This is a genomic window from Arcanobacterium buesumense, assembly GCF_012563545.1.
Classification (GTDB): Bacteria; Actinomycetota; Actinomycetes; order Actinomycetales; family Actinomycetaceae; genus Arcanobacterium; species Arcanobacterium buesumense.
Genome location: NZ_CP050804.1, coordinates 1,308,701 through 1,334,614, shown reverse-complemented (window position 1 = coordinate 1,334,614; position 25,914 = coordinate 1,308,701). Strand labels below are relative to the sequence as shown.

The 25,914-nt window shown below is 46.6% G+C and carries 17 protein-coding genes; 13 read left to right on the top strand and 4 right to left on the bottom strand.

Translation table 11 applies throughout. The features are described from left to right. The first annotated feature begins 35 nt into the window (after positions 1-35). Positions 36-1,244 carry an MFS transporter gene (locus tag HC352_RS06135; RefSeq protein WP_168918060.1) on the top strand — a complete coding sequence of 403 codons (1,209 nt, stop codon included), beginning with the start codon at positions 36-38 and terminating at the stop codon, positions 1,242-1,244. 136 nt (positions 1,245-1,380) lie between these two features. Beyond that, the gene (locus tag HC352_RS06130; protein ID WP_211080635.1) at positions 1,381-3,642 is read left to right on the top strand and encodes a Cna B-type domain-containing protein; all 2,262 of its coding nucleotides are present in this window, start codon (positions 1,381-1,383) and stop codon (positions 3,640-3,642) included. Between the two features lie 77 nt (positions 3,643-3,719). Here HC352_RS06130 and HC352_RS06125 read toward each other — a convergent pair whose 3' ends face one another. Further along, positions 3,720-6,284, bottom strand: a complete 2,565-nt coding sequence (locus HC352_RS06125; RefSeq protein WP_168918058.1) for a Rib/alpha-like domain-containing protein — start codon at positions 6,282-6,284, stop codon at positions 3,720-3,722. A 222-nt stretch (positions 6,285-6,506) separates the two neighbouring features. Between HC352_RS06125 and HC352_RS06120 the strand changes: the two genes are divergently transcribed. Further along, positions 6,507-7,442: a cation diffusion facilitator family transporter gene (locus HC352_RS06120; protein WP_168918057.1), complete on the top strand. Its 936-nt coding sequence runs from the start codon at positions 6,507-6,509 to the stop codon at positions 7,440-7,442. A gap of 5 nt (positions 7,443-7,447) precedes the next feature. Here the strand turns inward: HC352_RS06120 and HC352_RS06115 are convergent, their stop codons facing one another. Further along, the gene (locus HC352_RS06115) at positions 7,448-8,221 is read right to left on the bottom strand and encodes a DeoR/GlpR family DNA-binding transcription regulator (RefSeq protein WP_168918056.1); all 774 of its coding nucleotides are present in this window, start codon (positions 8,219-8,221) and stop codon (positions 7,448-7,450) included. A gap of 278 nt (positions 8,222-8,499) precedes the next feature. On the opposite strand from HC352_RS06115, the gene HC352_RS06110 reads away from it, so the two are divergent. The 5 genes from HC352_RS06110 (at position 8,500) to HC352_RS06090 (ending at position 14,812) form a co-directional block, all read left to right on the top strand. Continuing rightward, on the top strand, positions 8,500-9,429 hold the full coding sequence (locus HC352_RS06110) for an autoinducer 2 ABC transporter substrate-binding protein (protein WP_168918055.1): 930 nt from the start codon (positions 8,500-8,502) through the stop codon (positions 9,427-9,429). A gap of 176 nt (positions 9,430-9,605) precedes the next feature. Further along, positions 9,606-11,135 carry a sugar ABC transporter ATP-binding protein gene (locus HC352_RS06105; RefSeq protein ID WP_168918054.1) on the top strand — a complete coding sequence of 510 codons (1,530 nt, stop codon included), beginning with the start codon at positions 9,606-9,608 and terminating at the stop codon, positions 11,133-11,135. Next, positions 11,132-12,229, top strand: a complete 1,098-nt coding sequence (locus HC352_RS06100) for an ABC transporter permease (protein WP_168918053.1) — start codon at positions 11,132-11,134, stop codon at positions 12,227-12,229. The genes HC352_RS06105 and HC352_RS06100 overlap by 4 nt, the downstream gene beginning before the upstream one ends. A gap of 1 nt (position 12,230) precedes the next feature. Further along, positions 12,231-13,250 (top strand): ABC transporter permease, encoded by a 1,020-nt coding sequence (locus tag HC352_RS06095; RefSeq protein WP_168918052.1) that lies wholly within the window; start codon positions 12,231-12,233, stop codon positions 13,248-13,250. Positions 13,251-13,285: 35 nt separating this feature from the next. Beyond that, a complete protein-coding gene (locus HC352_RS06090; protein ID WP_168918051.1) occupies positions 13,286-14,812 on the top strand; it encodes an FGGY-family carbohydrate kinase in 1,527 nt (508 codons plus the stop codon). A 76-nt stretch (positions 14,813-14,888) separates the two neighbouring features. Here HC352_RS06090 and HC352_RS06085 read toward each other — a convergent pair whose 3' ends face one another. Beyond that, complete coding sequence (locus HC352_RS06085) at positions 14,889-16,703, bottom strand: FUSC family protein (protein ID WP_168918050.1); 1,815 nt, start codon at positions 16,701-16,703, stop codon at positions 14,889-14,891. 195 nt (positions 16,704-16,898) lie between these two features. Here HC352_RS06085 and HC352_RS06080 point away from each other — a divergent pair, with 195 nt between their 5' ends. The 3 genes from HC352_RS06080 to purB are packed head-to-tail and all read left to right on the top strand — an operon-like array spanning position 16,899 to position 21,137. Beyond that, positions 16,899-18,344 (top strand): GuaB1 family IMP dehydrogenase-related protein, encoded by a 1,446-nt coding sequence (locus HC352_RS06080; protein ID WP_168918049.1) that lies wholly within the window; start codon positions 16,899-16,901, stop codon positions 18,342-18,344. A 30-nt stretch (positions 18,345-18,374) separates the two neighbouring features. Then, a complete protein-coding gene (locus HC352_RS06075; RefSeq protein WP_168918048.1) occupies positions 18,375-19,670 on the top strand; it encodes an adenylosuccinate synthase in 1,296 nt (431 codons plus the stop codon). Positions 19,671-19,703: 33 nt separating this feature from the next. After that, complete coding sequence (gene purB, locus HC352_RS06070; RefSeq protein WP_168918047.1) at positions 19,704-21,137, top strand: adenylosuccinate lyase; 1,434 nt, start codon at positions 19,704-19,706, stop codon at positions 21,135-21,137. Between the two features lie 25 nt (positions 21,138-21,162). On the opposite strand, the gene HC352_RS06065 is transcribed toward purB, so the two are convergent. After that, positions 21,163-22,197 carry a LacI family DNA-binding transcriptional regulator gene (locus HC352_RS06065; protein WP_168918046.1) on the bottom strand — a complete coding sequence of 345 codons (1,035 nt, stop codon included), beginning with the start codon at positions 22,195-22,197 and terminating at the stop codon, positions 21,163-21,165. Between the two features lie 280 nt (positions 22,198-22,477). Between HC352_RS06065 and HC352_RS06060 the strand changes: the two genes are divergently transcribed. Together HC352_RS06060 and HC352_RS06055 are read left to right on the top strand one after the other, a co-directional pair. Next, complete coding sequence (locus tag HC352_RS06060; protein ID WP_168918045.1) at positions 22,478-25,447, top strand: glycoside hydrolase family 2 TIM barrel-domain containing protein; 2,970 nt, start codon at positions 22,478-22,480, stop codon at positions 25,445-25,447. Further along, positions 25,444-25,893, top strand: coding sequence for a YhcH/YjgK/YiaL family protein (locus HC352_RS06055; RefSeq protein WP_168918044.1), 450 nt, complete (start codon positions 25,444-25,446; stop codon positions 25,891-25,893). Before HC352_RS06060 ends, HC352_RS06055 begins: the two co-directional genes overlap by 4 nt. The last annotated feature ends 21 nt before the right edge of the window (positions 25,894-25,914 follow it).

The following is a 25,914-nucleotide window of genomic DNA, read 5'->3' as shown; positions in this document are numbered from 1 at the left end:
ATATAAGGCGCTCTTGAACGAATAGAGACGTAACAATGCGAAATAAGGAATTTCCAATACTGCTTTTCACTGTGCTTTTAGCTTTTATGGGACAGATGATTCTCAACCCTATATTGGCTCCGTTAGCACGAGAGCTTGGCTTAGCTGAATGGCATATTGGGGCAGCCATCTCAACTGCAGCAGTGATGTTCGCAAGTTTTGCTGGAATGTGGGGCCGAGCGTCCTTACGCTTAGGAACTCGCCGTGTCCTCCTGATATCAATGTTCGTTGGATTTATCGCGCTCGCTAGTTTTGCCTATGTATCCCATCTAGGGCTATCTGGATACCTCAGTACTGGGGTGTTAGTTGCGTTGATTCTGCTGACCCGAGGTGTTATTTATGGTGGCGCGATTGCTGCTGTTGCGCCGTCGTCGCAGACATATATTGTTACTCACACGGTTACTGAACGTGAACGAATCAAAGGAGTTGGTGCTTTAGGCGCAGCACAAGGAATCGCATCAATTCTGGGAGCAATAATCGGCGGGGCACTAGCTGCTTTAGGCGGTATTATGCTTCCGCTTGTTGTTATGCCACTGATGATGGGCGTAGGAATATGTGTTCTTGTCATATTTTTCAGTCCTGCTAGCCAAACCTATCGAGTAGATAAGCCGGCAACTATCCATTATCGCGATCCGCGAGTTTTCCCGTTCCTCAGCGTCGGTCTGTTAGATTATCTTGTCTTTGCTAGCGTAGGTACGATTTTCGGGTTTATTTTACAAGACGGGCTCGACGTCGAACCGCGCTATTCAGCGGGGTTGATTGCGTTGTGTATGGTCGTGATGGGAATAGCGATGATTATCGGGCAAGCGGTTGTGGCACCAGTATCTAAGTGGAAGCCAACGGTTTTGTTACGACGAGGAACTCTTATGCTTGGCCTTGGCGTTGCGTGTCTTTTCCTCCCGTCTCACATGGGAGTGTATCTCGTGGCGTGTGCTGCTATAGGCCTGGGAATGGGGCTGGCTTTAACCGGCTATAACGCTGGTCCAACAAAGCTAGTTGAGCACCATGAGCAAGGTGGGCTAGCTGGGATTCTTAACGCTAACGGTGGTATTGCGTATGCTATAGCCCCGATTGGCTCTACTGCTTTATACAGTTGGAATCATGTGCTACCAATAGTTTTCGGTGTCGCCGTCTGTATCATTTCTGCGCTGTGGTGCTATGTCCATCCGGTGTTACAAGGGAAGTCTTCGTACGAAGCACTCTAGTGACTAAACGGTGTGTTTCTTATCATTGCACAACAGCTATATTGCGTGATACGATAATAAGATATTTATCTTATATTACGGGTGAAATGTTTATTTCACTGGCATTTCTTGATCTTCTTACTGGGTGGCGAATATTATGCGATTATCGCTAGGAACACGACAAATCCGGATGAAAGCACTTGCGATTATCGGCATAGTGGCGAGTCTCGTCACAGCGATTATTGTTGCGGTTACTCTTCCGGTGAATGCGGCGAATCGGCCGTTTCCAAAATATACGTTGTCGTATCAATGGATTCATGGCCAAGTGGATCCGCAGTGGCAGCCAGGGGGGGGCGACGGAGATGGGTGCCTTCGCTTAGACAACCCACAGATCACTCCGTTATCAACGTTTGCTTTCCGCACGGTCATTAACCCGTGTGATGGGATACGTACAACGATGCACTGGTTCTACGATCAAGACCAACAAGCTGGTGATAACGTTGCGCCTACTAACCAGTTTCGCTTAGGTGTGACATGGCAATATACTCGCCGTGATACGAATGATCCCTACACTTGGAAGCCTGTTGAGAACATGATGCTTGATGGGCAACCAATCGATCGAGACCTATACGATCCAGCGGACCAAGAATCAGTTGTGGTGAAGAAGAGCAATGGAGACTGGAGCCATGTTCCAGATCGCCCATCAGGATTCTTTGAGCCCAAACACGTCGTCTTCGATGATTTGTTTGAGTTTAATGAAGAACATACATTTGTATGGGATGCATATTTGCCAGTATTCGGTGATGGCGGCGGAATGACGATCGGTACAGGTTCTACCGGCGATACTCAAGGCGGTTCTATTGGAGCTAAGGCAAATGGCCTGTATGTGTCGATTCCAGCTTATGCTGATTTTCGCTATGTGCTGGATTCAGAATATCGGCAGGCCCTGGGAATTGACCAGCTCGATGCAGACGGTAATGCACTGAAACTACCTCATCGGCCATTAGCACGATGGTCTGGACCGTTAGAAGGCTCCACATATACAACGATTCAGTGTCTTGAATCGCAAGAGCAATTCTTAGCTCCAGTTTTAGCTGGACAAAAAAGTGCAGACATATATCCAGACTTGGCAGAAAAATATCCAAGTATCGCTCAGAGCTCTGGTGAAGTACAGATTGCAGATGGAGCAGGGAGTTTTGGTTTAGGCCGCTGGCCGTACGAGTTCTCCATGCGTCAACCGGGAACATGGGCTTCAGCTTCGGGTTTACGGGTGATGAATTACGATAGTGCAACAAATAGTTTCCTTGACTATGGAGATAAAGATCTGCCGTACAAGCCAACATTCGAATCGGTAAAGAAGGATATTCCTGGCTATACATATGTGGATAATGACTTGCCGGTAGAAGAAGATGGCATATTTGATTCCATGAATTCGGGTGGAATTCCACAGTTTAAGTCTGCGCCTAACATTAAGCTTTCGTATCATAAGACGGTAGGACTAGAAACACAGTATTTGTACTTCACTTACAAGAAGAATCCAGGAACGTTCCGGGTCGAGAAAACAGATCCAGACGGAGCGCCGATTGCTGGTGCAAAATTTGCTTTGTATCAGGTTGTTGACGATTCGACGACGGCGTGTGGACGTGTTCCTGACATGACCGGAGCTGAAGAAATAGAAGTATGCGATGGTACGGATGCCCAACAGTGCGAGCAAGTTAATGTACGTCAAATAAAACTTGACGATTTTGACCCTCAAGATGGAACTTTCGTTACGGATAACGATGGCATATTTACACCTGCTGGAGAACCTTCTTTAACACCGGGGCGGTATCTAGTAAAAGAGATTAGTGTTCCAGAGCCATACGTTATTTCTCATCCCTACACCGCATTTGACATTCCTATTCAGGCGGGGAAGAACGATGATGGTGTTTTAGTGTCAATGGCAGTTCCCGGAGTTGTCAAAGTTGTCAACAATCCTGATGTGGTTACGGTGCCCGTATCGAAGGTATGGGATGGTAACAACAATCAAAATGGTAAACGTCCAGATCGGGTAGTTGTTGAACTAGTTGCTGACGGCGTTCGCACAGGGATTACTCGTGAGCTAAACGCAGATAATAACTGGTCAGCACAGTTTGAAGGACTGGTTAAGATGAAGGCTGGACATCTTATCGAGTACTCGGTCGTTGAAGAGCCAGTTGACGGATATACATCAGTAGTAAGCGGTGATGTACTGTCTGGTTTTGTTGTTACTAATACTCATATTCCTCCGAATGTTCCGCCAACTCCGGAGACGCCTGAGCCAGGCGGAAGTTTGGCAAAAACTGGCGTGAATCTTCCTTTTGGAATAGCGTTAACAGCCTTGGTATTCGGTGTAGCAGGAGCGTTACTTGCTCGCCAAAGGGCAAGCTATAGGAAGTAACGAAAGCTAAGAAGTAACGAACAGTGCGGGGAGTACATCGTCATGGTACTCCCCGCACTTAGCTATCTGATTACGAGTTATGATTGACGCTTATGCCGGAGGATAGTTCCGGTAGCAACGAATAATAAGGCAAAACCTACAAGACCAAATCCGGCAAATCCAGTTTGAGCTAAGTTCGCTGATTGAGCAGTAACTACGTTAGGCGTTTGTGGCTGTTCTTTTTCGGTAGCCTGTTTCTGTTGTGCTTCTGATACGTGCTCATTTTGTGGTGAGGCAGGAGTAAGCGTTAGAGCTGGAATAACCTCTTTACCCGGCTTAAGCGGGAATAGTGGGAAGCTGGTTTGTGGATCAGCTTCGACTACCTTGATATTGACCGGAATGTTTTTGTACAGATCATCTGCATACATAGCGGTCACGCTAAAGCTATAATCACGTAACTCAACGTACTCATCTGGGTGAACAGTAATTGTTCCAGATTGTGAGTCAACGTTGAGCCAACTTGGCATCTGCGGGCCAGCGGTGAAAGTGATGCCTTGTGGCATACCGCGGTCCTTGCCAAATAGTGTTGCAATAACATCCAGTTTCGCAGTTTCTTGCTGTTTGATTGTGAGATCTGGATAAGACAATGCCCAAGCGTATGAATCAGGCTGTGAGGCAGATGCTGGAAGAACAGCGACATTTACTGGTAATTCAGCTTTTATGCCGTCCGAATGCGTTGCGATAACCATAAAAGTGTAGTTTTGGGTGGCAACGTATTCATCTGGAGTGACAGTAATTGTTCCAGTTTTCGCATCAACGCTTACCCATGTTGGTGCGTTTGTTCCGAGAGTGTATGTGATGCCATGCGGCACTCCGCGATCCTTACCAAACAACGTTGCTACCAGTGTGCCTTCGGTGGTTCCTTGTTGCTTGACCGTCAACTCAGGGTAGGACAACTTCCAGGCATGAGACTCAGCTTGCGGTGTTGGTGGTTCATTCCATTGTGCCCATGCCTCATTATCTTTGAGGTAGAAATAGGCAGCATAGTTACCGCGCAGTCCCAAAGGAGTGGAGGCAAGTACCGTGTAGCGGCCATCGGCAAGACCACTAGGTAATGAGATGACAGTATCTAACGAACCGTCATTAGTGGTTGTTGCTGGAATGCTCATCACCATTTTTCCTGACGGATCAAGAACTTTCACGGCGATTGTGCTGTTCTTGGTGAAGGCATTATCACTGGACAGTTCATCGTTACGATACGAAGAGACGCGGATATTACGAACCGTTGCGTCAGCCTTAGACGCTGTAATACCGTATGGTGGCTTTGTTGTCAGCAATGAGCGATAGTCGAGCTGGTATTTATGTGTTGCACCGATAGCAAAAATAGTAAAACTCTTGGCATCGTCGTTGAATGGAATCCACATGGTGGTATCAGCATGGCCGCTGGCGTCAGCAGTGATATGGCCGACGCTGGTGCGCTCTGGAGAATCGTCGAAAGCAACAAAGAGTTCGATATCTTCGCCTGGGGCAAATGGTTCAGCTGTAGTGCCGTCTGAGAGAGCTAGTCGGTGGTGTAACGGTTGGGTTGAAATGCGTACCCGGTCACCAGGGCGCGGAATGAGATAGTTTAGTGGCTCACCGGCGAAAGTGACGGGTAAATTCGCGCGTGACAATGTGATATCGCGTGATTGAGTGGCATAGACCTGTTGATCAGCAAGCGATTGGCATTGTGCTTCGATCGTGTAGACGCCAGTTGGCCACTGGGAAGCGTTGACACTTTCAGTACGTGAGGAACGCAGAAGTTCTACCTTGTGGCCATTGAAAAGTACCGAAACATTCACGGTTTTTTCATTCTTTACTGAACAACCAGAAACGTTCCAAGATAGGGTACGCCCAGCGAGAGACTCGTTGAATTCAGCTACGTCGATTGACATGTCCTTATCAGGTGTAGGTTGTGGTTGTGGCGTTGGTTGATCTGGCTCAGCCGGTTGTGACGGAGTGACTTCAATGGATTTAGTGAGAGTCGTTGGTGCGAGCCACTCAGGGGAGCACTTGGCATGCATTGTATATGTTCCAGCTGGCTGATCTTTAAGAGCTAGTTCATGCATATTTTCGATATTGATTGGGGTGTTATCGCGTGTGAGCGTGATCTCGACTGGACGAGGAGCGCGGCATCCTTCGGTACGCCAGGTGAGTTTTGCGTCATCACCTTCGCCTACCTTATCGAAATAGAGTGTAAAAGGTCCGTCTTCTTGCGGATTGTTTGCCGGTGGTTCTGGATTTTGTGGTAAGGCAGTTACTGTTAACTCCATAGATTTTTTCACCGGTTGGAGCCATTGGCTGTAGACACATACGGCGTCAAGATGATACGTTCCGGCATCGCTAGGCTGTAATTGAAGTTGAGTTAGACCTTTTATAGGGATATCAGTGCCATCTTTGGTCAATGTGTAGGTAACGGTTGCGGTTTCACCAGTCACTGGAATGCAGTTCGTGTGTGACCATTGCAAATGCCGTTGTGAACCGTCAGTAATTTCTTCGAGAGAGATATTGAATCCGTCTTGTTCCGTTGCTGCTGATGACGGGGTTGCCGTAGCTGGAATGAGAAGCGAACTCAGCGCAAGACTGCTTATTGCTAGTGCGGCAACGAGCTTAAATAGTTTCATGAACGTCCTATCGAATTACTAATATATAGTGACAATTCAGGGTACCCTAACATATCTGGTAGATCATTAGCTTAAAGTCCTAGAGGTTCGAGTCTAAGTTCGACTAGGCGAAGTTCATTGATATATTCGGGCGTAGTTGGCGTAAGATGGGAGTTATCTTAGGCTAAATACGCGTATTTGTTGGAAACCTAACAAGGTGTACAACGCATGAGGAGGCGGATAATGGGTCATCATCATTCCCATGGACACGATCATGGTAGTGCTACCAGTTCGCGTGCTCGGCTTAGTGCAGCATTACTTATTACCTCAACAGTTCTTATTGTTGAGGTCATTGGCGGACTTATTTCTGGTTCGCTTAGTTTGCTTGCCGATGCCGGCCACATGTTCGTTGACTCTTCGGGATTGGTTGTAGCCTTAGGTGCTGCGTATTTATTGCGTCGTCCTCGTGATACAACCTATACCTGGGGATGGGGACGGATAGAGATCATCGCCGCAGCAGTGCAGGCCGGTATGCTTTTCCTGATCTGTTTTTGGGTTGGCTATCATGCCATTATGCGGCTGATTAGCCCGGTGATAATCGACGTCGAACCAATGTTTATCGCTGCGCTTATTGGCCTTGTTGCAAACGCGTTATCGATTTTTGTGCTTTTCGGCGGTCGCCATGAGTCGCTGAATATGAAAGCGGCATTTCTTGAAGTTCTGACCGACACGTTAGGTTCGTTGGCAGTTATTGTCTCAGCAGTTATTTACTATGCGACCGGATGGGAACGTGCCGACGGGGTAGCCGCGCTTTTCGTTGCAATCTTGATGGCTCCACGAGCGGTAATATTGCTTCGGAGTGCGTTACGTATTTTGATGGAAGCAACACCAGAGGATCTTGATGCTCACGAAATTTACGAGCATTTTTTGGGCTTGACCTTTGTTGAAGAAGTTCATGATTTGCACGTATCGACGATCCAAACTGGCGTGGTATCACTCACGGCACATATTGCGATTTCGTCGGGGACGACGGATGATCAGCGAGCTGAGTTTTTACATCAACTCGAAGAATGCGCTCAAGGGCATTTTCATCTGCCCATTGCGCACAGCACCTTCCAATTTGAGCCTAAAGAGCATAGCGAGCATGAAAAGCTTGCGCATGGTTTAGATGAGCATTAAATTCGCTATGCTAAAAGATCCCGAGGGTCACGCGCGATTCTCATTACTCTTCCGCCAAAGGCTGGAAGTTCATAGTCGTTTAGTAGCTCATCAGTCATGATGAGGTTGGCACTGTTCGTCTCTGAAACAAACCCAACGCAGCGACGGCCGAATGCCATGGAGTCAGCCATAACGCATTTGCGTTTTCCAGCTTGCAAGAGCATGCGAGTTATACCGGTCTGCCATGTCGCAGATATAGTAAAACCGGAATATGGGTGGATGCCTTCGACTTCGATAAAACTCCAGGCCGTTCGCTGTTCGATAAGAAATGCTTCAGCTTTTGTGCCAGAAACTGTATGTGCGGGAGATTCTCTTAATTCGCCACCAGGGATATGAACCTTGAACGTGGGATTAGCGGATAGCGTCATTGCTGAGTTGAGATCGTTGGTAATAATAGTTAGATCTTGCATATCGAGTAGTGACAAAGCAAGTAGGGTCGAAATTGGGCCAGAGGCAAGAGTTAAGGAATCGCCATCTTTTAGCATGCGATAGGCAGCTTTGGCCACAGCTAGATGCTCGGTTTCATTAGATAGTGCATGTGAAAAATGAGAATCAGTGGTGTGGCGTAAAATGGCACCACCATGGCGTCTCTCTATAAGCCCTTCGGCAGTTAGTCCCTGTAGGTCTCGTCGGATTGTTGAAGCGTCGACGTGGAGAAGTTGCGCAAGATCTTTGACTTCCAAATAAGTCCCGCCATGCAGTAGCGATAGAATTTTGCGCTGGCGAGAGCTGAGACGCACGAGAATGCACCTTCCAGATTAAATAAAGAGTAATTGTCGAAAAGTGTTTGTTAGTTAACCAAATATTAATACACTTTTCTTATCTTGCACGAAATCGTGCAAGGGGGCACGATGGCGTGTGTAGTAAACGACGTCATAGCTAAGACTCAAGGAAGAGGTACTTAATATGCGTAAACTACGAAAATTTTCCACTTTAACTTTCGCTACTATGCTTGTTTTGGCCGGATGCAGTATGACGACTGCCGATCAGTCAACCCCCTGATAGTGCGGACGGCGATATGACAGCAGCTAGTGAAGGTGACTATGTAAACGTTGTCAAACTCACCGGTATTGCCTGGTTCGATCGCATGAAAACTGGTGTAGAGGAGTTTGCAAAAGAATCTGGAAAGACTGCATTTCAAACTGGTCCTGATACGAATAGCCCGGAAAAGCAAGTCAGTGTGATTCAGGGCTTAATTGCTCAAAAGCCTGCTGTAATCGGAATTATTCCTTCAGATCCAGAAGCTCTTAATACCGTTATTAGCCAAGCAACAAGTGCTGGTATTAAGGTGGTTACCCAAGAAGCAGCGGGTCTGACCACTCCAGATGCAGACATTGAAGCCTTTGATAACTTTGCTTATGGCGCGAACGTTATGGACGGTCTAGCAAAGTGTATGGGAAATGAAGGCAAGTATGTTCAATTTGTTGGTACGCTAACTGCCGAAAGCCACATGCAGTGGGCTAAGGGAGGATATGATCAACAACAGCGTCAATACCCGAAGATGACACGTTTAGGGACAGAAGTCGAATCGAATAATAACGCAGACGAAGCTTATAAGAAAACTAAGCAGCTTCTTCAAGCTAATCCGAACTTACGTGGTTTTCAGGGAGGGTCTTCAGAGGATGTTATTGGCATAGGGCGAGCAATCGCTGAAGCAGGTCTTCAAAATGAAACTTGTGTTCATGGCACTGGAGTTCCCTCACAATCCAAAAAGGGTTTGGAAGATGGATCTATTGATGAAATCTACTTCTGGGATCCGGCTGCTGCTGGTAAAGCAATTTTGAAGGCAGGGCAACTTTTAGCAGAAGGTAAGACTCTCGAACCTGGAACTGATTTAGGAGTAGAAGGCTACACGAATCTTGTCCAGTCAACAGAAAATCCAATTGTGTTCTATGGCGATGCAAGTCTTTCAGCGACGAAGGAAACTGTAGATAATTTTCCATTCTAAAATCTGAGTTTCTTTCTCGAAAATATTGGAAGGATCCGCCGATTAGTATTTATTCGGTGTCGGCGGATCCTTTCAGAACATTTATCAATGTCATGAGAGAACGGCCCATTTTCGTGTTATTTGTGGCTTATACCTTTATGACAACAAAATTTAGTTTTATAAAAAGTAGGGAAACCATGTCTAAAGCCCCAACTACTAATTCTTTCCCTTCCCAAAATCATTCGCAACCATTTGTTTCTGCTGTCGATGTTGTGAAGCGCTTTGGCGGAGTACAGGCCCTCAACGGTGTTTCAGTAGATTTCTACCCCGGAGAAGTTCATTGTATTGCCGGAGAAAATGGCTGTGGCAAATCCACGTTGATGAAAGTTATCTCAGGAGCTCACGCTCCTACCGCTGGCCATATAGTGATTGATGGCAAGAGCTATCCTCATCTCAATCCATCTTTAGCATATCGATTAGGACTTGACATTATTTATCAAGACTTTTCGTTATTGCCAAATTTGACAGTTGCAGAGAATATCGCGCTTCCAGGATATTTTGCCGATCGCCAGAAAACAGTGCGACGCAAAGAAACTTTAGACATTGGTGAACAAGCACTTGAAAGACTGGGAGTTTCATTAGATCTTTATAGTCTAGTTGGTGATCTTAATGTAGCTGAACGGCAGTTGTGTGCAGTAGCAAGGGCCTTAGCGCATTCAGCAAGATTTATTGCGATGGATGAGCCCACTACGGCCTTGACATGGCGTGAAGTTGATGCGCTTTTTGCCTCTGTTGAAAAACTGCGTGATGATGGGGTTGCTCTTGCATTTATTAGTCATAAGATGCAAGAAGTTTTCTCGATTTCTGATCGGGTAACGATCATGCGAAATGGCGAAGTTGTAGGCCAAGGGAGACCTAGCGAATATACTCACGCAACATTAGCAGAAACGATGACCGGCCGAAGTCAAACGAATATTGATAATGCAAGCGTTATTGATGAGGAAGCACCAGTGGCGTTGGAAGTCCGCAAACTGGGGAATGATCCACTGTTTGAAGATATTTCTTTTACTATTCGGCAAGGCGAAATTGTTGGTCTATCTGGTTTGTTAGGTTCTGGTCGCACGGAAATTGCCGAAGCAATTGCTGGGATAAATCCGGCGCAACAAGGATCAATTTCTGTCGGTGGAAAAGAAGTTAAAGTCCATACAATGGCTGATGCAGTTAATGCCGGTATTGGTTATGTTCCAGAGGATCGATTAACACAAGGTCTATTTTTAGATCAGCCTATTGGTGATAACGTCATATCTGCTCACCTTGGAAAAGCATTAAGCAAGGGAATTATTTCAACGAAAAAGGCACGGCGAATTCAAACGGATATTGTTCGTGATTTGAGAATTAAATTAGATTCCTTAGAAGACCCAGTACGTTCTTTGTCGGGAGGCAATGCACAACGAGTTTTGCTCGCAAAATGGCTTTTGGGTGAACCGAAAGTTCTAATTCTCAATGGGCCGACGGTAGGCGTGGATGTGGGATCTAAGTTTGACATTCTTTCAGTTCTACGTGCTCAGTCCTTACGAGGGCTGGGTGTTTTAGTGATATCTGACGACGTTCCTGAATTAGTTTCGACATGTCACAGAGCACTTATCGTTCGAAGCGGACGTATTACCGAAGAATTAAAAGGCGAATCACTGACTGAAGACACGATAGTAAAGGCGATCGTACAATGAAGAAAAACATTCATAGAAGCACTCGGCAAAAGTCAAGTTTCATTTATAAAATTGTTGCCAACCAGGAGTTACTCTTAGTTTTTCTCATTATCATGATCCTTGGCTCAGTGATCATGAAAGTTCCTGGTTTCTTTTCCGTTGAAACTCTATTCAATATTTTGCGTGACTCTATGGTGAATGTGGTTTTCGCATTAGGAGTTTTCTTGGTATTACTAACTGGCGGAATTGATGTATCTTTTCTTGCAATCGGTATTACTTCAGCTTATCTTGCAGTATTACTCACTCCAGAACAAGGAAATATTACATTAGCAGTTATACCCTTCGTCGTCGCATGTGTTATTGGATGCGCGATGGGAGCAATAAACGCTGTGGTTGTCATTGGTACCCGGGTATCCACTCTTATTGCAACCCTTGCAACATCTGCTGTCTTTATGGGGACATTATTTGCTTTTGGCGGGGGTGTTATTATCAACAATTTACCTGAGCCACTAGAAATTTTACGAACAACAAATATCATTACCGCACCAGGTGCTGTAAGAGGCACAACTCGATTAAATGTATTGATTCTATTGGTTGTGGCTATTGTCTTTATTGTATGGGCATTTTTGCGATGGACTATTGCCGGACGGTCAATTTTTGCTCTAGGTGGTGGTGAAGAAGCAGCTCAGCGTGCAGCGGTGCCAGTTAAGTTAGTCAAGATTATGGTCGCAGTAGCTGCAGGTGGCTTGGCTGGCATTGCCGGCATAACATTCGTTACACTAGCCGGAACAGCTGACCCCACAGCTTTTACTGGGCAAGAACTAAATGTGATTGCTGCGGTAGTGCTTGGAGGTACTGCTATTACGGGTGGTCGTGGTTCCGTTCGAGGTACCATTCTCGGCGTTATTTTGATTTCGCTGATTAGAACTTCGCTTGTTCCGCTTGGCGTCCCAGCGATATGGCAACAAACAATGGTTGGAATCATGCTCGTACTAGGTGTTAGTTTGCAAGCATTATCGGCTCGAACGAAACCTGTTCGGGCAATTATAGAAAATCATAGTCAAACAGATTGTCCCGAAGAGTCATCTGTAAAGAATTTCGTAGGGGAGCAGTAATATGACACCGAACAATCTATATACGAAACTTCTTAACAGCATGGGTAGCCGTCATAGTTTCGTGCGACTTGTTGTTGTTACTGTTGGTATATTCATACTTTTTTCGATACTTAATCCGGCGGTATTCCTTTCTGGAGCAAATTTTCAGTTTATTCTTCTTGCAACACCCGAATTAGCTCTACTGGCTATGGCGATCTCAGTGACTATGCTTACTGCAGGTATTGATTTGTCTGTAGTAGGGATATCCAACGTTTCTGCTATTATTGCTGCTCAATTAATGATTTCGTCAGGGTCTAATTTGTCGGTGCCTATTGCAGTGCTGGTAGCAGTATTGGTTGGAGCGTTGTGTGGACTGTGTAACGCACTCCTCATCGCTGGGTTGAACGTTCCACCGATTTTGGCAACGTTAGGAACCCAGCAATTATTTTCCGGCATTGCGTTAGTGCTTTCTGGCGGTTCTATATTGACTAATTTGCCAACTGCGTTTACAAATATTGCATTAATTACGGTTGCTGGAATTCCCTTGATTTTCATGCTGATGGTAGTAATAGCTCTTATTATTGGTGTATTGGTAAGCAAAACTAAATTGGGATTCCAGATGCGAATGGTTGGTGCTAACCCCGTAGCTGCTGACTATTCTGGAATTAACCGGATTAAAGTTCTTACGTTCACCTACCTAACTTCTGGAGTGTTAGCAGGTATTGCTGGATTGATTATATCTTCTCGCGCTTCTGGTGCTAATTCACAATATGGCACAACGTACATTTTATTAGCTATTGTTATCGCTGTTCTTGCCGGGGTTGATCCAGAAGGCGGATATATTACAGTTGCTGGGGTAGTTATCGCAGTATTAACTCTTCAGATGCTCTCTACTGGTCTACTTTCTATCCAGAATAGTCCGCATATCGTCAATATTATGCAAGGCGCATTATTGATCTTCATTGTTGCTATCAATACCTGGGGATCGCGGTTACGAGAAATACTCTTTAAATGGATTTCCAAACGTCGTGAACGTGTCTAAAGATAAGAATAATAAAATATAGGGAAGAAAATAATATGAATAATGTTCTGACGCTAGGTATAGATATTGGAACTGGGGCAACGAAAGCTGTTTTATGTGACCATATGGGTGCAATTGTGGCGCAAGCAGTTCATCCTAATACGATGAGCTTACCGCGTCCAGGTTTTGCCGAAATGGATGCAGTGACAGATTGGTGGGGGTCTGTTCTCCATGTGTGTCGTCATATTGTCAATTCCGATGGATATGCGGATATAGCAAAAGGTGAGGCAAAACTTGGTGCACTATGTGTTTCGGGTTTAGGGCCAGCTTTGGTAACAACTGTCAGTGAAAGTAGTACGCACAAGGATCCTGATGCTCCGTTGCATAAAGCGATTCTATATGGAATTGATACTAGGGCTGAAAAACAGATTCAAGAGCAAAATCAAATATTGGGGAGGGAAGCGATACTTGCACGTTGTGGCAAGACTCTGTCAAGCCAATCTTTAGGACCCAAAATTGCTTGGGTTCGGGATAACTATCCAGAAGTATCCCCAGATTCTCCCTGGTACTCTTCGCACTCATATATTGTGAAACGACTTACCGGACAATGGGTTTTGGATCACCATACTGCCAGTCAGTGTGATCCGCTGTATGATGTGCAAAAACAAGACTGGGCATATGACTGGGCAGAACGAATCTTGCCAGGTCTTCATCTTCCAAAGTTGTTATGGCCGGGTGAACTGGCCGGGCAAATTACTGCGTGTGCTGCAGATGAAACGGGCCTGCCGGAAGGAACTCAAGTATTGGCTGGAACTATTGATGCGTGGGCAGAAGCATATTCTGCAGGTGTGTCTGCTCCTGGCGATCTTATGCTGATGTATGGTTCAACGATGTTCATGGTGCAGGTTTTAGCTGCTCCTACAGTGTCACCGGCCCTATGGACGACAAGTGGAGTCGTTCCACACTCACACACGCTGGCGGCAGGAATGGCAACTTCGGGAAGTGTCACAACCTGGTTCCAAGGTTTGTGCGGAGGTATCGATTTTAAAACGTTAATTGACGAAGCAAAATCAATTGCTCCAGGGGCGGATGGACTAGTGTTGTTACCATATTTCGCCGGAGAACGTACCCCGCTATATGATCCTGATGCACGAGGTATGGTTGTTGGCTTGACATTGCGCCATCAGCGGGGACATATTTTTCGTGCAGTTTATGAAGGAATTGCTTTTGGGATACGACAAATTATTGAAGAATTAGAAATGAGTGCAGGACGCCCAGCGCGGATCCTAGCTGTTGGTGGAGGAACTCAGGGGCGTTTATGGGCTCAGATCGTTAGTGATGTTTGTTCAATTGAGCAGATCATTCCAGATGTTACCGTTGGCGCCTCATACGGCGATGCTTTATTAGCAGCTCAGTATCTTGGTAGTGTTAGTCAAAAGGATACTTGGGTTAAAGAGTCTCAAGTTGTTAAACCTAATGTAGATATTACGTCGATTTATGACGAATTATATAATATTTATCTTGACAGCTATCTAGCTAATAAAACCATCATGCATCGGTTGTCGGCAATCCAAAATATGTAGTTTATGCGGGTGCTTTATTCGCTACGCTTATGTTGGAGTGGTGAATAAAGCATATAGAATGCGATAGCAGTGGTGGCTATTGGGCGTTAATAAGCTCGTGAGTATTCGTGCGTACCCGGAGGGCTAAAGCAGGCAAGCTAAGTGCGGAATTGTCGTCTACTGCGAATGGGGATAAATCCGAGTGCTGTAGGATGTCGGCTGCGGTTAAGAGCTGATCGTGAATATCGGGTATCTGGGTCAAAGACTGGAAAACTGCTACCGCAAGTAAGTCTTCAAAACTGTGGCGGGTTTGTTTTAGCAGGCGCCGTTGAGTAGAACTGAGGTCCTCATGGTCTGGCGCAAGTTGATGAATGGCCGTTTGCGCTTGTGTCAGTGCGTCTATCTTCTCTTCGTCGCTACTGGTGCTTCGCGGCAAACTCAGGAGCGTGCAGGCGTGTGCACATGTTGTACATGCTTGCGATAAACGGTTCATTAGTGAAGGTGGACGCCAAGCAGGAATCACTGTGAAGCCAACAATAGAGCTGATGATGATGGCGATGAGAGCAAAAATGAAATACTCAGCAAGTGCTGTCATTGGCGCAATATGGCGCATTTCGAAATTGTAGCCAACTGCCATAATAATAAGCGCTCCGGTTCCGATTGCCGGGCTATCTGCGATGTACCACATTCCTACAACCAGTGCGACAATCGAAAGTGGGAATAATATGCTCGAAGGTAAAAACATAATGATGCCAAATGCAGCGATTCCACCGATGCTAATGCCAATGAACCGCGCTCGTGCTCTCATTAATGTGGCATTTTTGCTTGACTGAATAAGTGCAAATGAGGTGACAAGTAGCGTAGGGAGAAGCGGATCGCCGTGGGGAACCCGTAGTGAAATAAGAAAAGTCAGGAAGACTGCGATTGTTGTTCGCAAAGCGTGGCGTACTTGCAGTGAGTGTCCACCGATAGCAGAACGGATCGAGTTGAGTCGAACGTGGTGCCGAAGCGAAGGCGGGATATCGACGGAATGTTTCTCACGGCTAGTTTCGGCTTTATTAGCTTTATCTAGTGCGTTGATCATCGCTGTTAATGCGTGCCGGTAGTGCTCATTGACGTGTGCGAGATCAATAGTCTCGATAGCTTGCGGTGTTTGGGCCGGTAGGTGTTTTTTGTTCTTGATTCCAGCCATAAGCTGATTGGCTTGATCGTTGATGGTGTTGAGGAGTTCTTGTAGTGCTGGGTCGTTTTTGGCTTGTGGCTTGAGGGTAGCGCGGGCAAGCCGGTATTCGACGGAGGATTCCATGATTAGCCCAAGCCAGTGTGGGGAACCGTCAATAGTCCAAGCTTCGAAAGCGGCGGAAAAGTTCCGGTTGTTATCGGCAAAGAGTTCGCTAACCATCCGCCGAGTAGGGCCGGAAGGATCTTTTATTCCTAGAAGGAGAATGAGGAGTGCGGCAACGATGAGGCCAGCACCTGCGGCGATGAAGAATTCACTTGGCTGAGCCTGGGAAACTGGCAACGAGTAGCCTAATAGTGTTGAGGTTCCAAGACCTATTGCGGCAGTGTTGTATGTGCGATTGCGTAGTGGCAAAATACCGGCGATAAATACTCCGAGAACTGCCAGTGCGATTGCCAGTGGCAGACACGCGGGAGCAATGACGCGTGGGACGATGGAAAAGAAAGCGATCAGCGGGGCGACAACAATAAACCTTGAAAAATTGGCATGGAGGGATCGGCCCATACAGCTAATGAGGGTGAACATGGCGACGAACCCGCCAACGATTCCGGCCTGTCCGGCTCCAAGATAGTTGCCAAGAATGACAGTTGGGCCAACGATTCCGGCCATGAGAATGATGAGTGCTGGGCTACCTTTTTGTTTTTTAGGTGATGTTGCCGGCTCGTGTTCCATAGTTTTCCCCTTACTGTCAGGAAATAAGTCTAGCCATTTTAGTTTTCGGGGAACTATTGATGGGGTGCGATTTCCGGCACGGAAATAGGCCTTATCGAGGAGTGTGTCTCAAACTATGAAACACAGATATTTCAATATACGAGAACTTGTGTTGAGTTGTGGAATTTTCGCCAGCGACATAGATAGAGTTTCTTAGTGAAATTCTTAAACAACACTGTGCCCACTTTTGATCTTACGTACGACGACGTGTTCATGGTTCCGTCCCGTTCTGCGGTCGGTTCACGTAGTAACGTCAACCTAGCCACCCACGATGGTTCCGGTACCACAATCCCACTAGTAGTTGCCAATATGACGGCAATTGCTGGCAAACGGATGGCAGAAACAGTGGCTCGCCGTGGCGGTCTGGTAATTATTCCACAAGATATTCCAACGAGTATCGTCATTGACACCATTGCGGCAGTCAAGTCCCGTCACCTTGTCTACGAAACTCCCGTCGTCGTCAAACCACATCACACCTGCGGATACGCCCTCGGACTAATTCCTAAACGTGCCCACGGTGCGGCCGTCGTCGTCGATCCGGATACTAATGTTCCGGTTGGTCTTGTAGTGGAAAAAGATTTAACGGGAGTTGATCGGTTCACTCAAGTCCGCGATGTAATGTCACGAAATTTATTTACGTTGCCGGCAGGAATAGATCCGCGTGAAGCATACGAAATTTTAAAGTCCCACCACCACCATCTCGCTCCGGTGGTTGATGACGAAGGAGCTCTTCTCGGAGTTCTCACTCGATCAGGAGCTGTGCGGGCAACCATTTACAAGCCGGCAGTTGATGATCAAGGCAGGTTGCGTATCGGTGCCGCTATTGGCATGAATGGCGATCCAGTAGGAAAAGCACAAGAACTTATTGCTGGTGGAGTAGACCTCTTAGTCGTCGATACTGCCCATGGCCACCAAGAAAAAATGCTCGAGACAGTACGGGCAGTACGAGCCATTCTACCTCCCGACTTCCCACTCGTTGCCGGTAACGTCGTTAGTGCCGATGGCGTTAGAGATCTGGTGCAAGCCGGAGCGTCCATCGTTAAAGTTGGTGTTGGCCCAGGCGCCATGTGTACCACCCGGATGCAAACCGGAGTAGGACGCCCACAGTTTTCCGCCGTGTTAGAATGTGCCGACGAAGCCAAAAAACTCGGTGCACACGTATGGGCAGATGGCGGTGTACGCCACCCTCGCGATGTCTCTTTGGCACTTGCAGCTGGCGCTGCTAACGTCATGGTCGGATCCTGGTTCGCTGGAACATACGAATCACCTGGGGATGTTAACTATGACGCCAACGGGCGAGCATATAAAGAATCTTTCGGTATGGCATCCAAGCGTGCCGTGCGTAACCGTACCGCACGTGAATCTGCCTTCGATCGGGCGCGCAAAGCACTGTTCGAAGAAGGAATTTCGGTTGCTCGAATGTATATCGATCCAGAGCGTCCTGGCGTCGAAGACCTGATCGACCACATCATTTCTGGTGTTCGCTCATCCTTCACCTACGCTGGGTCGCAAAATATCGCTGAGTTTGCTCAGCGTGCAATCGTTGGTATCCAATCGTCGTCGGGCTATCGCGAAGGCGCACCAGTCCCGACATCCTGGTAAAAATAGTTGATCGCTAGAGAAAGAAAAATCATGACTGACCACCTACCAACCGATTCAGTTGCGGCAATTGTTGGCATCAACTGGGGAGACGAAGGCAAAGGCCGAATGGTTGACCTTTTGGCTGCCGATTACGACGTCGTTGTACGCTACCAAGGTGGCGGAAATGCGGGCCACACCGTCGTCAATGATTACGGAACATTTGCGTTACATCTGTTGCCATCGGGAATTTTTAACGACGGCGTTCTTAACGTCCTTGGTAACGGGGTAGCGCTTAACGCCGAACAGCTATTTACCGAAATCGATGCTATTGCCCAACAAGGAGTAACAATAAGCCCACAAAACTTGGTGGTCTCCGAGCGCGCATCTTTGCTTTTGCCGTGGCATCGAGAGTTAGATACGTTAGAAGAAATGCGACTAGCGGACAAACAGTATGGCTCTACAAGGCAGGGAATCGCACCATTCTACTCGGACAAGTTCCAGAAGAAGACGATTTTGGCTGGCGAATTGCGCAATCCGGAGCTTTTACGTCAGCATGTTATGGATCTTCTCGAATGGAAGAATTTAACGCTCACAAAGGTTTACGGAGCAACGGAAGTGACCCTCGATGAGGTTATGAACTGGATCGACACCTGGGCAATGCGCCTAGTTCCGTTCTTAGCCAATACTGCGAAAGTGCTCTCCGATGCACGCGACGCCGGTAAACGAATTTTATTCGAAGCTCAGCTTGGCGCCTTGCGTGATATCGATTTTGGTATTCATCCGTTTACCACCTCATCGAATACGGTTGCTGCCTATGCGCCAGTTGGTGCGGGGCTACCAAGTCTCCAAATAGACCGAGTGATGGGTGTAGTCAAAGCCTATTCCACATGTGTTGGTGCTGGTCCGTTCACCTGCGAATGGTTTGGTCAAAAGGCTGATGACCTGCGAGATGCGGGCGGGGAATACGGTGCTACTACTGGTCGTCCTCGCCGGGTGGGTCCATTGGATGTTGTGGCAACTCGGTATGGCGTGCAGATGCAAGGGGCAACGGAAATTGCCTTGACCAAGATGGATGTGCTATCTGAGATGGCAGAGATTCCAGTGTGTGTCCGTTATGATGTGCGTGGCGAGCACACTGACGAGTTCCCGTTCCCGGCTGATCTTGATGATGCTCGTCCGGTAGAAGAAACCCTACCTGGCTGGCAATGTGATATCAGTGGTTGCCGAACCTGGGATGAGTTGCCGGCACAAGCTCGCGCCTACGTGGACTTTGTTGAACAGCAGATTGGTTGCCATATCCGCTACGTGAGTGTTGGGCCGCAGCGAGACGCATATATTGAACGCTAATTAACCCCAGATAGTGATTGAGAGGACGCGCCCGTGACAGACAAACATGCTAGCAAAAACCGTTATGCCAGCCCACTAACTAGTCGATATGCATCCGATTTTATGATCGAACAATTTTCGATGCGTACTCGGGTGCGGACATGGCGGCAACTGTGGGTATCTCTGGCACGGGCTGAGTCTGCTCTCGGGTTGCCGATTTCATCTGAGCAAGTGGCCCAATTAGCTGAGCATGTTGACGATATCGATTGGGACACGATTGTAGCGCGCGAAGCAGAGGTCCGTCACGATGTAATGGCAAATGTGTATGCCTTTGGGAAAGTAGCTCCAGATGCTAGCGGGATTATCCATTTAGGGGCAACAAGCTGTTACGTGACAGATAATGCGGACTTGATTATTTATCGAGATGCTTTGCGCTATCTGCGCCAATCGCTGTTGGTGACTATTGCGAATTTAACGCAATTCGCTGATAAGTATAAGGACATGCCAACCCTTGGGTACACCCACTATCAGCCGGCTCAGCTAGTGACGGTGGGTAAGCGCGCTACCTTGTGGATTCAAGATTTTATGGCTGATGTTTCAGAAATTGATTTCGTTTTAGAATCAATACGTTTTCTAGGTAGTCGGGGAACGACGGGGACCGAAGCTAGTTTTTTGGAACTTTTCGACGGCGATAACGCGCGAATTGATCAGATGAATGCCATGATTGCTGCTGATTTTGGTTTTGATAAAACATTTGATGTGGCTGGGCAGACGTATCCGCGTAAGCTAGATGCCCGTATTTTGAATTGTTTGTCTGCGGTTGCTCAAAGTGCCTATCGGATGGCGCAAGATATCCGGTTGTTGCAACACGATCGGCAAGTGGAGGAACCGTTTGCCGCACATCAGATCGGTTCTAGTGCGATGCCGTATAAGCGTAATCCGATGCGTACTGAACGCATTTGTTCCTTGGCACGATATGTTATGGCCGATGTTATGAATGGCGCGATGACGGCGTCGGCCCAGTGGCTAGAGCGTACGTTGGACGATTCAGCCAATCGTCGAATATCTATGCCGGAAGGGTTTTTGGCAACGGATGCGATTTTACGCTTGTGTATGAATGTGACGTTTAATCTTCATGTCAATGACAAGATCGTAGCGAAAGCGGTACGTGACTTTCTTCCATTTATCGCTACTGAAAATATTTTGATGGAAGGTGTTAAGCGCGGAGGAGACCGGCAAGAACTTCATGAGATTATTCGCGAAGAATCGATGCGAGCAACGGAACTGATGAAAAATGGAGAACCATTCGATCTGCTCAATGCGTTAGCTTCGCATACTGAGTTTGGTATGAGCGCGGAAGAATTTGCGGCAGTGCTAGATCCGGCCAGTTATATTGGCCGGTGTGCACAGCAAGTAGAACAATATCTTGGAGTGGTTGATCAAACGCTTGGTGGAACACAACCAGCAGACGCTCTACTTTCTGTGTGAAAGGCCTAGCCCAGACTAAGTCCTATTATGATTTCGGTGATACGTCTCCCGTAGAATCTCTTACGATCAACTGCGGAGTAAGAACTACGGTTCTTGGCGATTGTCCGGCTAATAATTCGTTAACAAGCTGGACTGCCATATTTCCTTGCACTGCGAATGGTTGCTGAATCGTCGTGATAGCGGGCGACGTTTCGCTAGCAATCGTATGGTTATCGAATCCGGTAACCATAATGTCTTGTGGAATAGAGATATTTTCTTTTTCTAGCCGGGATATTACTCCGGCGGCAATTCTGTCATTACCGCATACTATTGCGTCGTATTTATGCAGATCTTTAATTAAGTGACCGGCTTTCACGAAAGCTTCGGACACTGTCCACGAGGATAAATAATATTCTGATTTTATGGCGTCGGAGCAAGAAGATAGGAGTGCTTGACGCCGGTCTGATGTTGCAGGATTACTAGCTGGACCATGCAGGGCCAAGATACTGCGGACGCCTTTGGACATAAGGTGCTGACCGATAAGCGAAGCGCCAAGGTGATCGTCTGTATAGACGTGGGAAAAGGATTCTTCAACATCTTCCGAACCGATGGTTCCGCAGAAGACAGTCGGAATACTGATTTCTTTCAGTTGCGGAGCGACATCATCGGCGGTGTAAGGGGAGAGGTGGATAACACCATCTACTGAACCTTTTGATATATAACTTAGTCCCTTGTCTTGTTCGGCCTTGGTCTCCATGGGGTAAAGCGAAAGAACGGAGTCAGTTGTGAGGAGCCGGTTCGTAATTCCGTTGAGTATGAGACGGAAAGTGGGATCAGAGAAAAATTCAGCAATAGGTTCAGTGATGATGATGCCAATTGCTCTTGAGCGGCCAGTGGCAAGATTTCGAGCGAAAAATGATGCTGAAAATCCGGTAGTGGCGATCGCCTTTTCTACTGCGGCAACTTTTTCATCAGAGACGCGTGCGGTTTGATTCAAAACGCGCGAAACGGTAGCACGGGATACACCTGCTACTTTTGCGACGTCAGCAATAGTTGCCTTTTTATCCCTAAACCTTGCCATTTATCACCTTTTCTGTAGCCAGAACAATTATAGGATATCGGCGCAATAGTTGCGGGCTGATACTAGTTCACTGCTGTGGAAGTGTGGAATAACCCGAAGGAAAAGTATCCACAGGGTGTCAATAAAATGGACTGGTATGTGAGGTGTTATCCAGAATATTCTAAATCTGTAGAAAATGTATGACCTTTCTTTCGGGAAAAGTATTGATTTGACAGAAACTGTATGATTATAATTACTTTAATCTGAAACCGGTTTCATAAGTGCGCAAGGGGGCTCACAGATGAAGAAAAACAACTGGGAAAACAATGCGGTAATTAGCCGTGGAACTTTGGCGCCGCATTCCTACATGCTGTCATTTTCCACAATGGACCAAGCGTTGTTGAGACAACGTGAAGAAGTGACGGATTTTATTGATCTATCTGGGGAGTGGAATTTCCAGTTATACGACAATCCGTTCCGTATCGATGATGTATTCTTAAGCGAAATTGATGATCAATCCACTACTGTTAATATCCCGCACATGTGGCAGTTTGATGGGTTTGGAAAACTCCAATATACCGATGAGGGTTATCCATTCCCCGTTGATCCACCTTTCGTACCTTCCGATAATCCAACGGCGCTCTACCAGCGAGAAATACACATTTCTGAGATTTCAGAAGGGCGACGCTACATTATTCGTTTTGACGGCGTCGAATCATATTTTGAGCTTTACTGCAACGGGCACTCGATCGGTTTTTCCAAGGGATCCCGGCTATCTGCGGAATTCGATTTAACGGATTACTTAAAAGTGGGAACAAATCTTTTAGTAGTCAAAGTAAGCCAGTTTTCTGACGCAACCTATATCGAAGATCAGGATATGTGGTGGGCCTCAGGTATTTTTCGACCAGTGTGGATGTATTCCCGGCCAGCAGTTCATCTCCGCGACTTCTTCATTTCCGCCGAAATGGTCAGCGAAAATTCTTACCGCTTGCATTTAAAGTGCGATCTTTCGCAGGCTAAAGGAGGATTGAAGGTCCGTTGGAGCGTTTTTGATGCCGGCGAGATAGTTGCTAGCGATGTTATGGATGCAGATGAAAATCTGAGTATTCCGCTATCGGACGTTCATAACTGGAATCCTGAAAAACCATATTTGTATCTGCTGACATTAGAGTTGTTCGACGGAGATTGTCTCCAAGAAGTAGTTTCTCATCGATTTGGATTCCGTGATATACGAATTGTAGATGGAGCAATTTTGCTCAATGGTAGGTACTTCAAGATGCACGGAGTTAATCGCCATGACTTCGATTCGGAAAAAGGGAGAGCGGTTAGCTATGACCTCATCCGTGCAGATCTTCAGATGATAAAAGACCATAACATCAATGCAGTCCGTACAGCTCACTATCCTAATGATCCGAGATTTTATGAGATCTGTGATGAAATCGGGCTGATGGTCGTCGCAGAAACAGATCTTGAATCACATGGATTTGCGAATGTGGGAGAGATCGAACGATTGACTAATGATCCAGAATGGGAAGTTGCATACGTCGATCGCATAGAACGCCATGTGCTGGCACAGCGAAATCATGCGTGCATCGTTATGTGGTCACTAGGGAATGAATCTGGATTTGGTTGCAACATTGAAGCAATGTACAACCGTTGTAAAGAACTTGATCCTACGCGTCCAGTTCATTACGAGGAAGATCGTGATGCAGAGATCGTCGATGTAGTTTCGACGATGTATTCTCGAGTTTCCCAGATGAACGATTTCGGTATGTATCCTCATCGTAAACCACGGATCTTGTGCGAATATGGGCACTCTATGGGAAATGGTCCAGGAGGATTAGCCGAATATCAAAACGTCATCAATAAGTGGGACCACATTCAAGGCCACTTTGTTTGGGAATGGTGTGACCACGGTATTCTTGCACGAGATGAATCCGGGAAAGTATTTTACAAATACGGCGGGGATTATGGCGATTATCCGAATAATGCAAACTTTTGCATTGATGGTCTCGTCTTTCCGTGGCATGCTCCTTCTCCAGGTCTCCTCGAGTACAAATACTTGATTGCTCCAGTTAAGTTTTCTGTGAGTGAGAATAAGGTATATGTCGAATCAAAGCAGTGGTTTGAGAAGCTTCCAGAGCTGACGATTTGTTTTTCTGTCATCGATGAAGACGGCAGTTATGACGTTGAACTTGACTGCCCAAGATTAAAGCCGCGCGAAAAAGCAGAACTCCAGCTGGAACTTCCGGAAAAGAAACCCAATAGAAAGTTGCTGTTCCGAGTCGGCGCTAAAAATATGTCACGACAGACAGCGGACACATCAAGTGTTGCTATCTGCCAGTTCGAATGGGGTCCAGTTGAGTACCTTCAGCCTCAGGTAACGGTAACTGAAGATATCGATGTTGTCGAGAAAGATAATAAACTCAATATTTCGACGAACGGCATTGACTATGTTGTCGACTTAATCAATGGCGAGTTAATTTCCATGAAGACCTCCCGGGGAGAAATCATTGAAAAATCTCCGAAAATCAGTTTCTATCATTCATTAATCGATAACCATGTCCAAGAATTTGACAGTATTTGGCGACCGAATTTCATCGACTGCTTGCAAGAAAACACCAGGAATGTACAATGGTCAAGCTCGCCAGATCACGTCACTTTTCAAGTGGATTCGGTGATCGCACCGCCATCTCTCGATTTCGGTATGAGATGTAAGTATTTGTGGCGGATCGACGCGGATGGTATTGCCACACTTGACATATCAGGTACTCCCTACGGGAGCTTCGACCAAGTAATACCGCGCATTGGAATTCGCATGGGAATCAAACAATCCCTACAAGACATAGTTTATTTTGGGCATGGCCCAGGAGAAAACTATCCCGATTCCCGAGCAGCGGGATGGATCGATAATTTTACGACCAACGTCGATGATCTCTACACGCCATATGTTAAACCACAAGACTGCGGAAACCGTGGAGAGATTCTGAGATATGAGCTTTCCGATGGAATGAATTATGGTCTACGGATTTTTGCCGGAGATACTCCGCTAAATGTGAGGGCTTTACGGTATTCTGATTCTCAGCTAGACGAGGCTCAACACCTGAATGAATTAGAACCAGAGGACCACATAGAAGTCAATATTGATCCTCAGGTTTTGGGATTGGGATCAAACTCTTGGGGCTCGGAAGTCCTTGACTCATACAGAGTATATTTCAGATCTTTCCACCATCACATTATTTTCCAACCCTTTGAAGGAGGTGAAAAATGAGAGTTTTCGAAGACCGCAATAAGTTCGAGGACATACTAGGTGGCCATAAAAAATGGGATCGAGTATTAGAAGCACTAGCAGCTAGTGAGCGCAATGCCATGTATGAGACTCACTCCGTAGGTGATTCTTTAACCTGGCTGAAGATTGACGATACGTGGCAAGAAGCTGCTTTGCAAGGAAGTCGACAATATGTGAGAGTGATTGTTTGCTTAGCGGGCGAGGCAACTGTATTCTATGCACGACAATCTCAGCTACATCCGCTGGACGAGTATTCCGACGAATCGGACTATCAGAGCTTCAAAGGCGAAGCAGAGCAGGTAGTAGTAAAAACAGGTGAAATTCTGGTTTTAACTATCGATGAGGCTTCCAAGGTGGTGCCGGGAGATTCATTTCAGGGGCTACTTATCAGAGTGACCAAAGAAGGTCATTCTTTCCACAACAAATAATACTTAGGACATGAGGTGAAT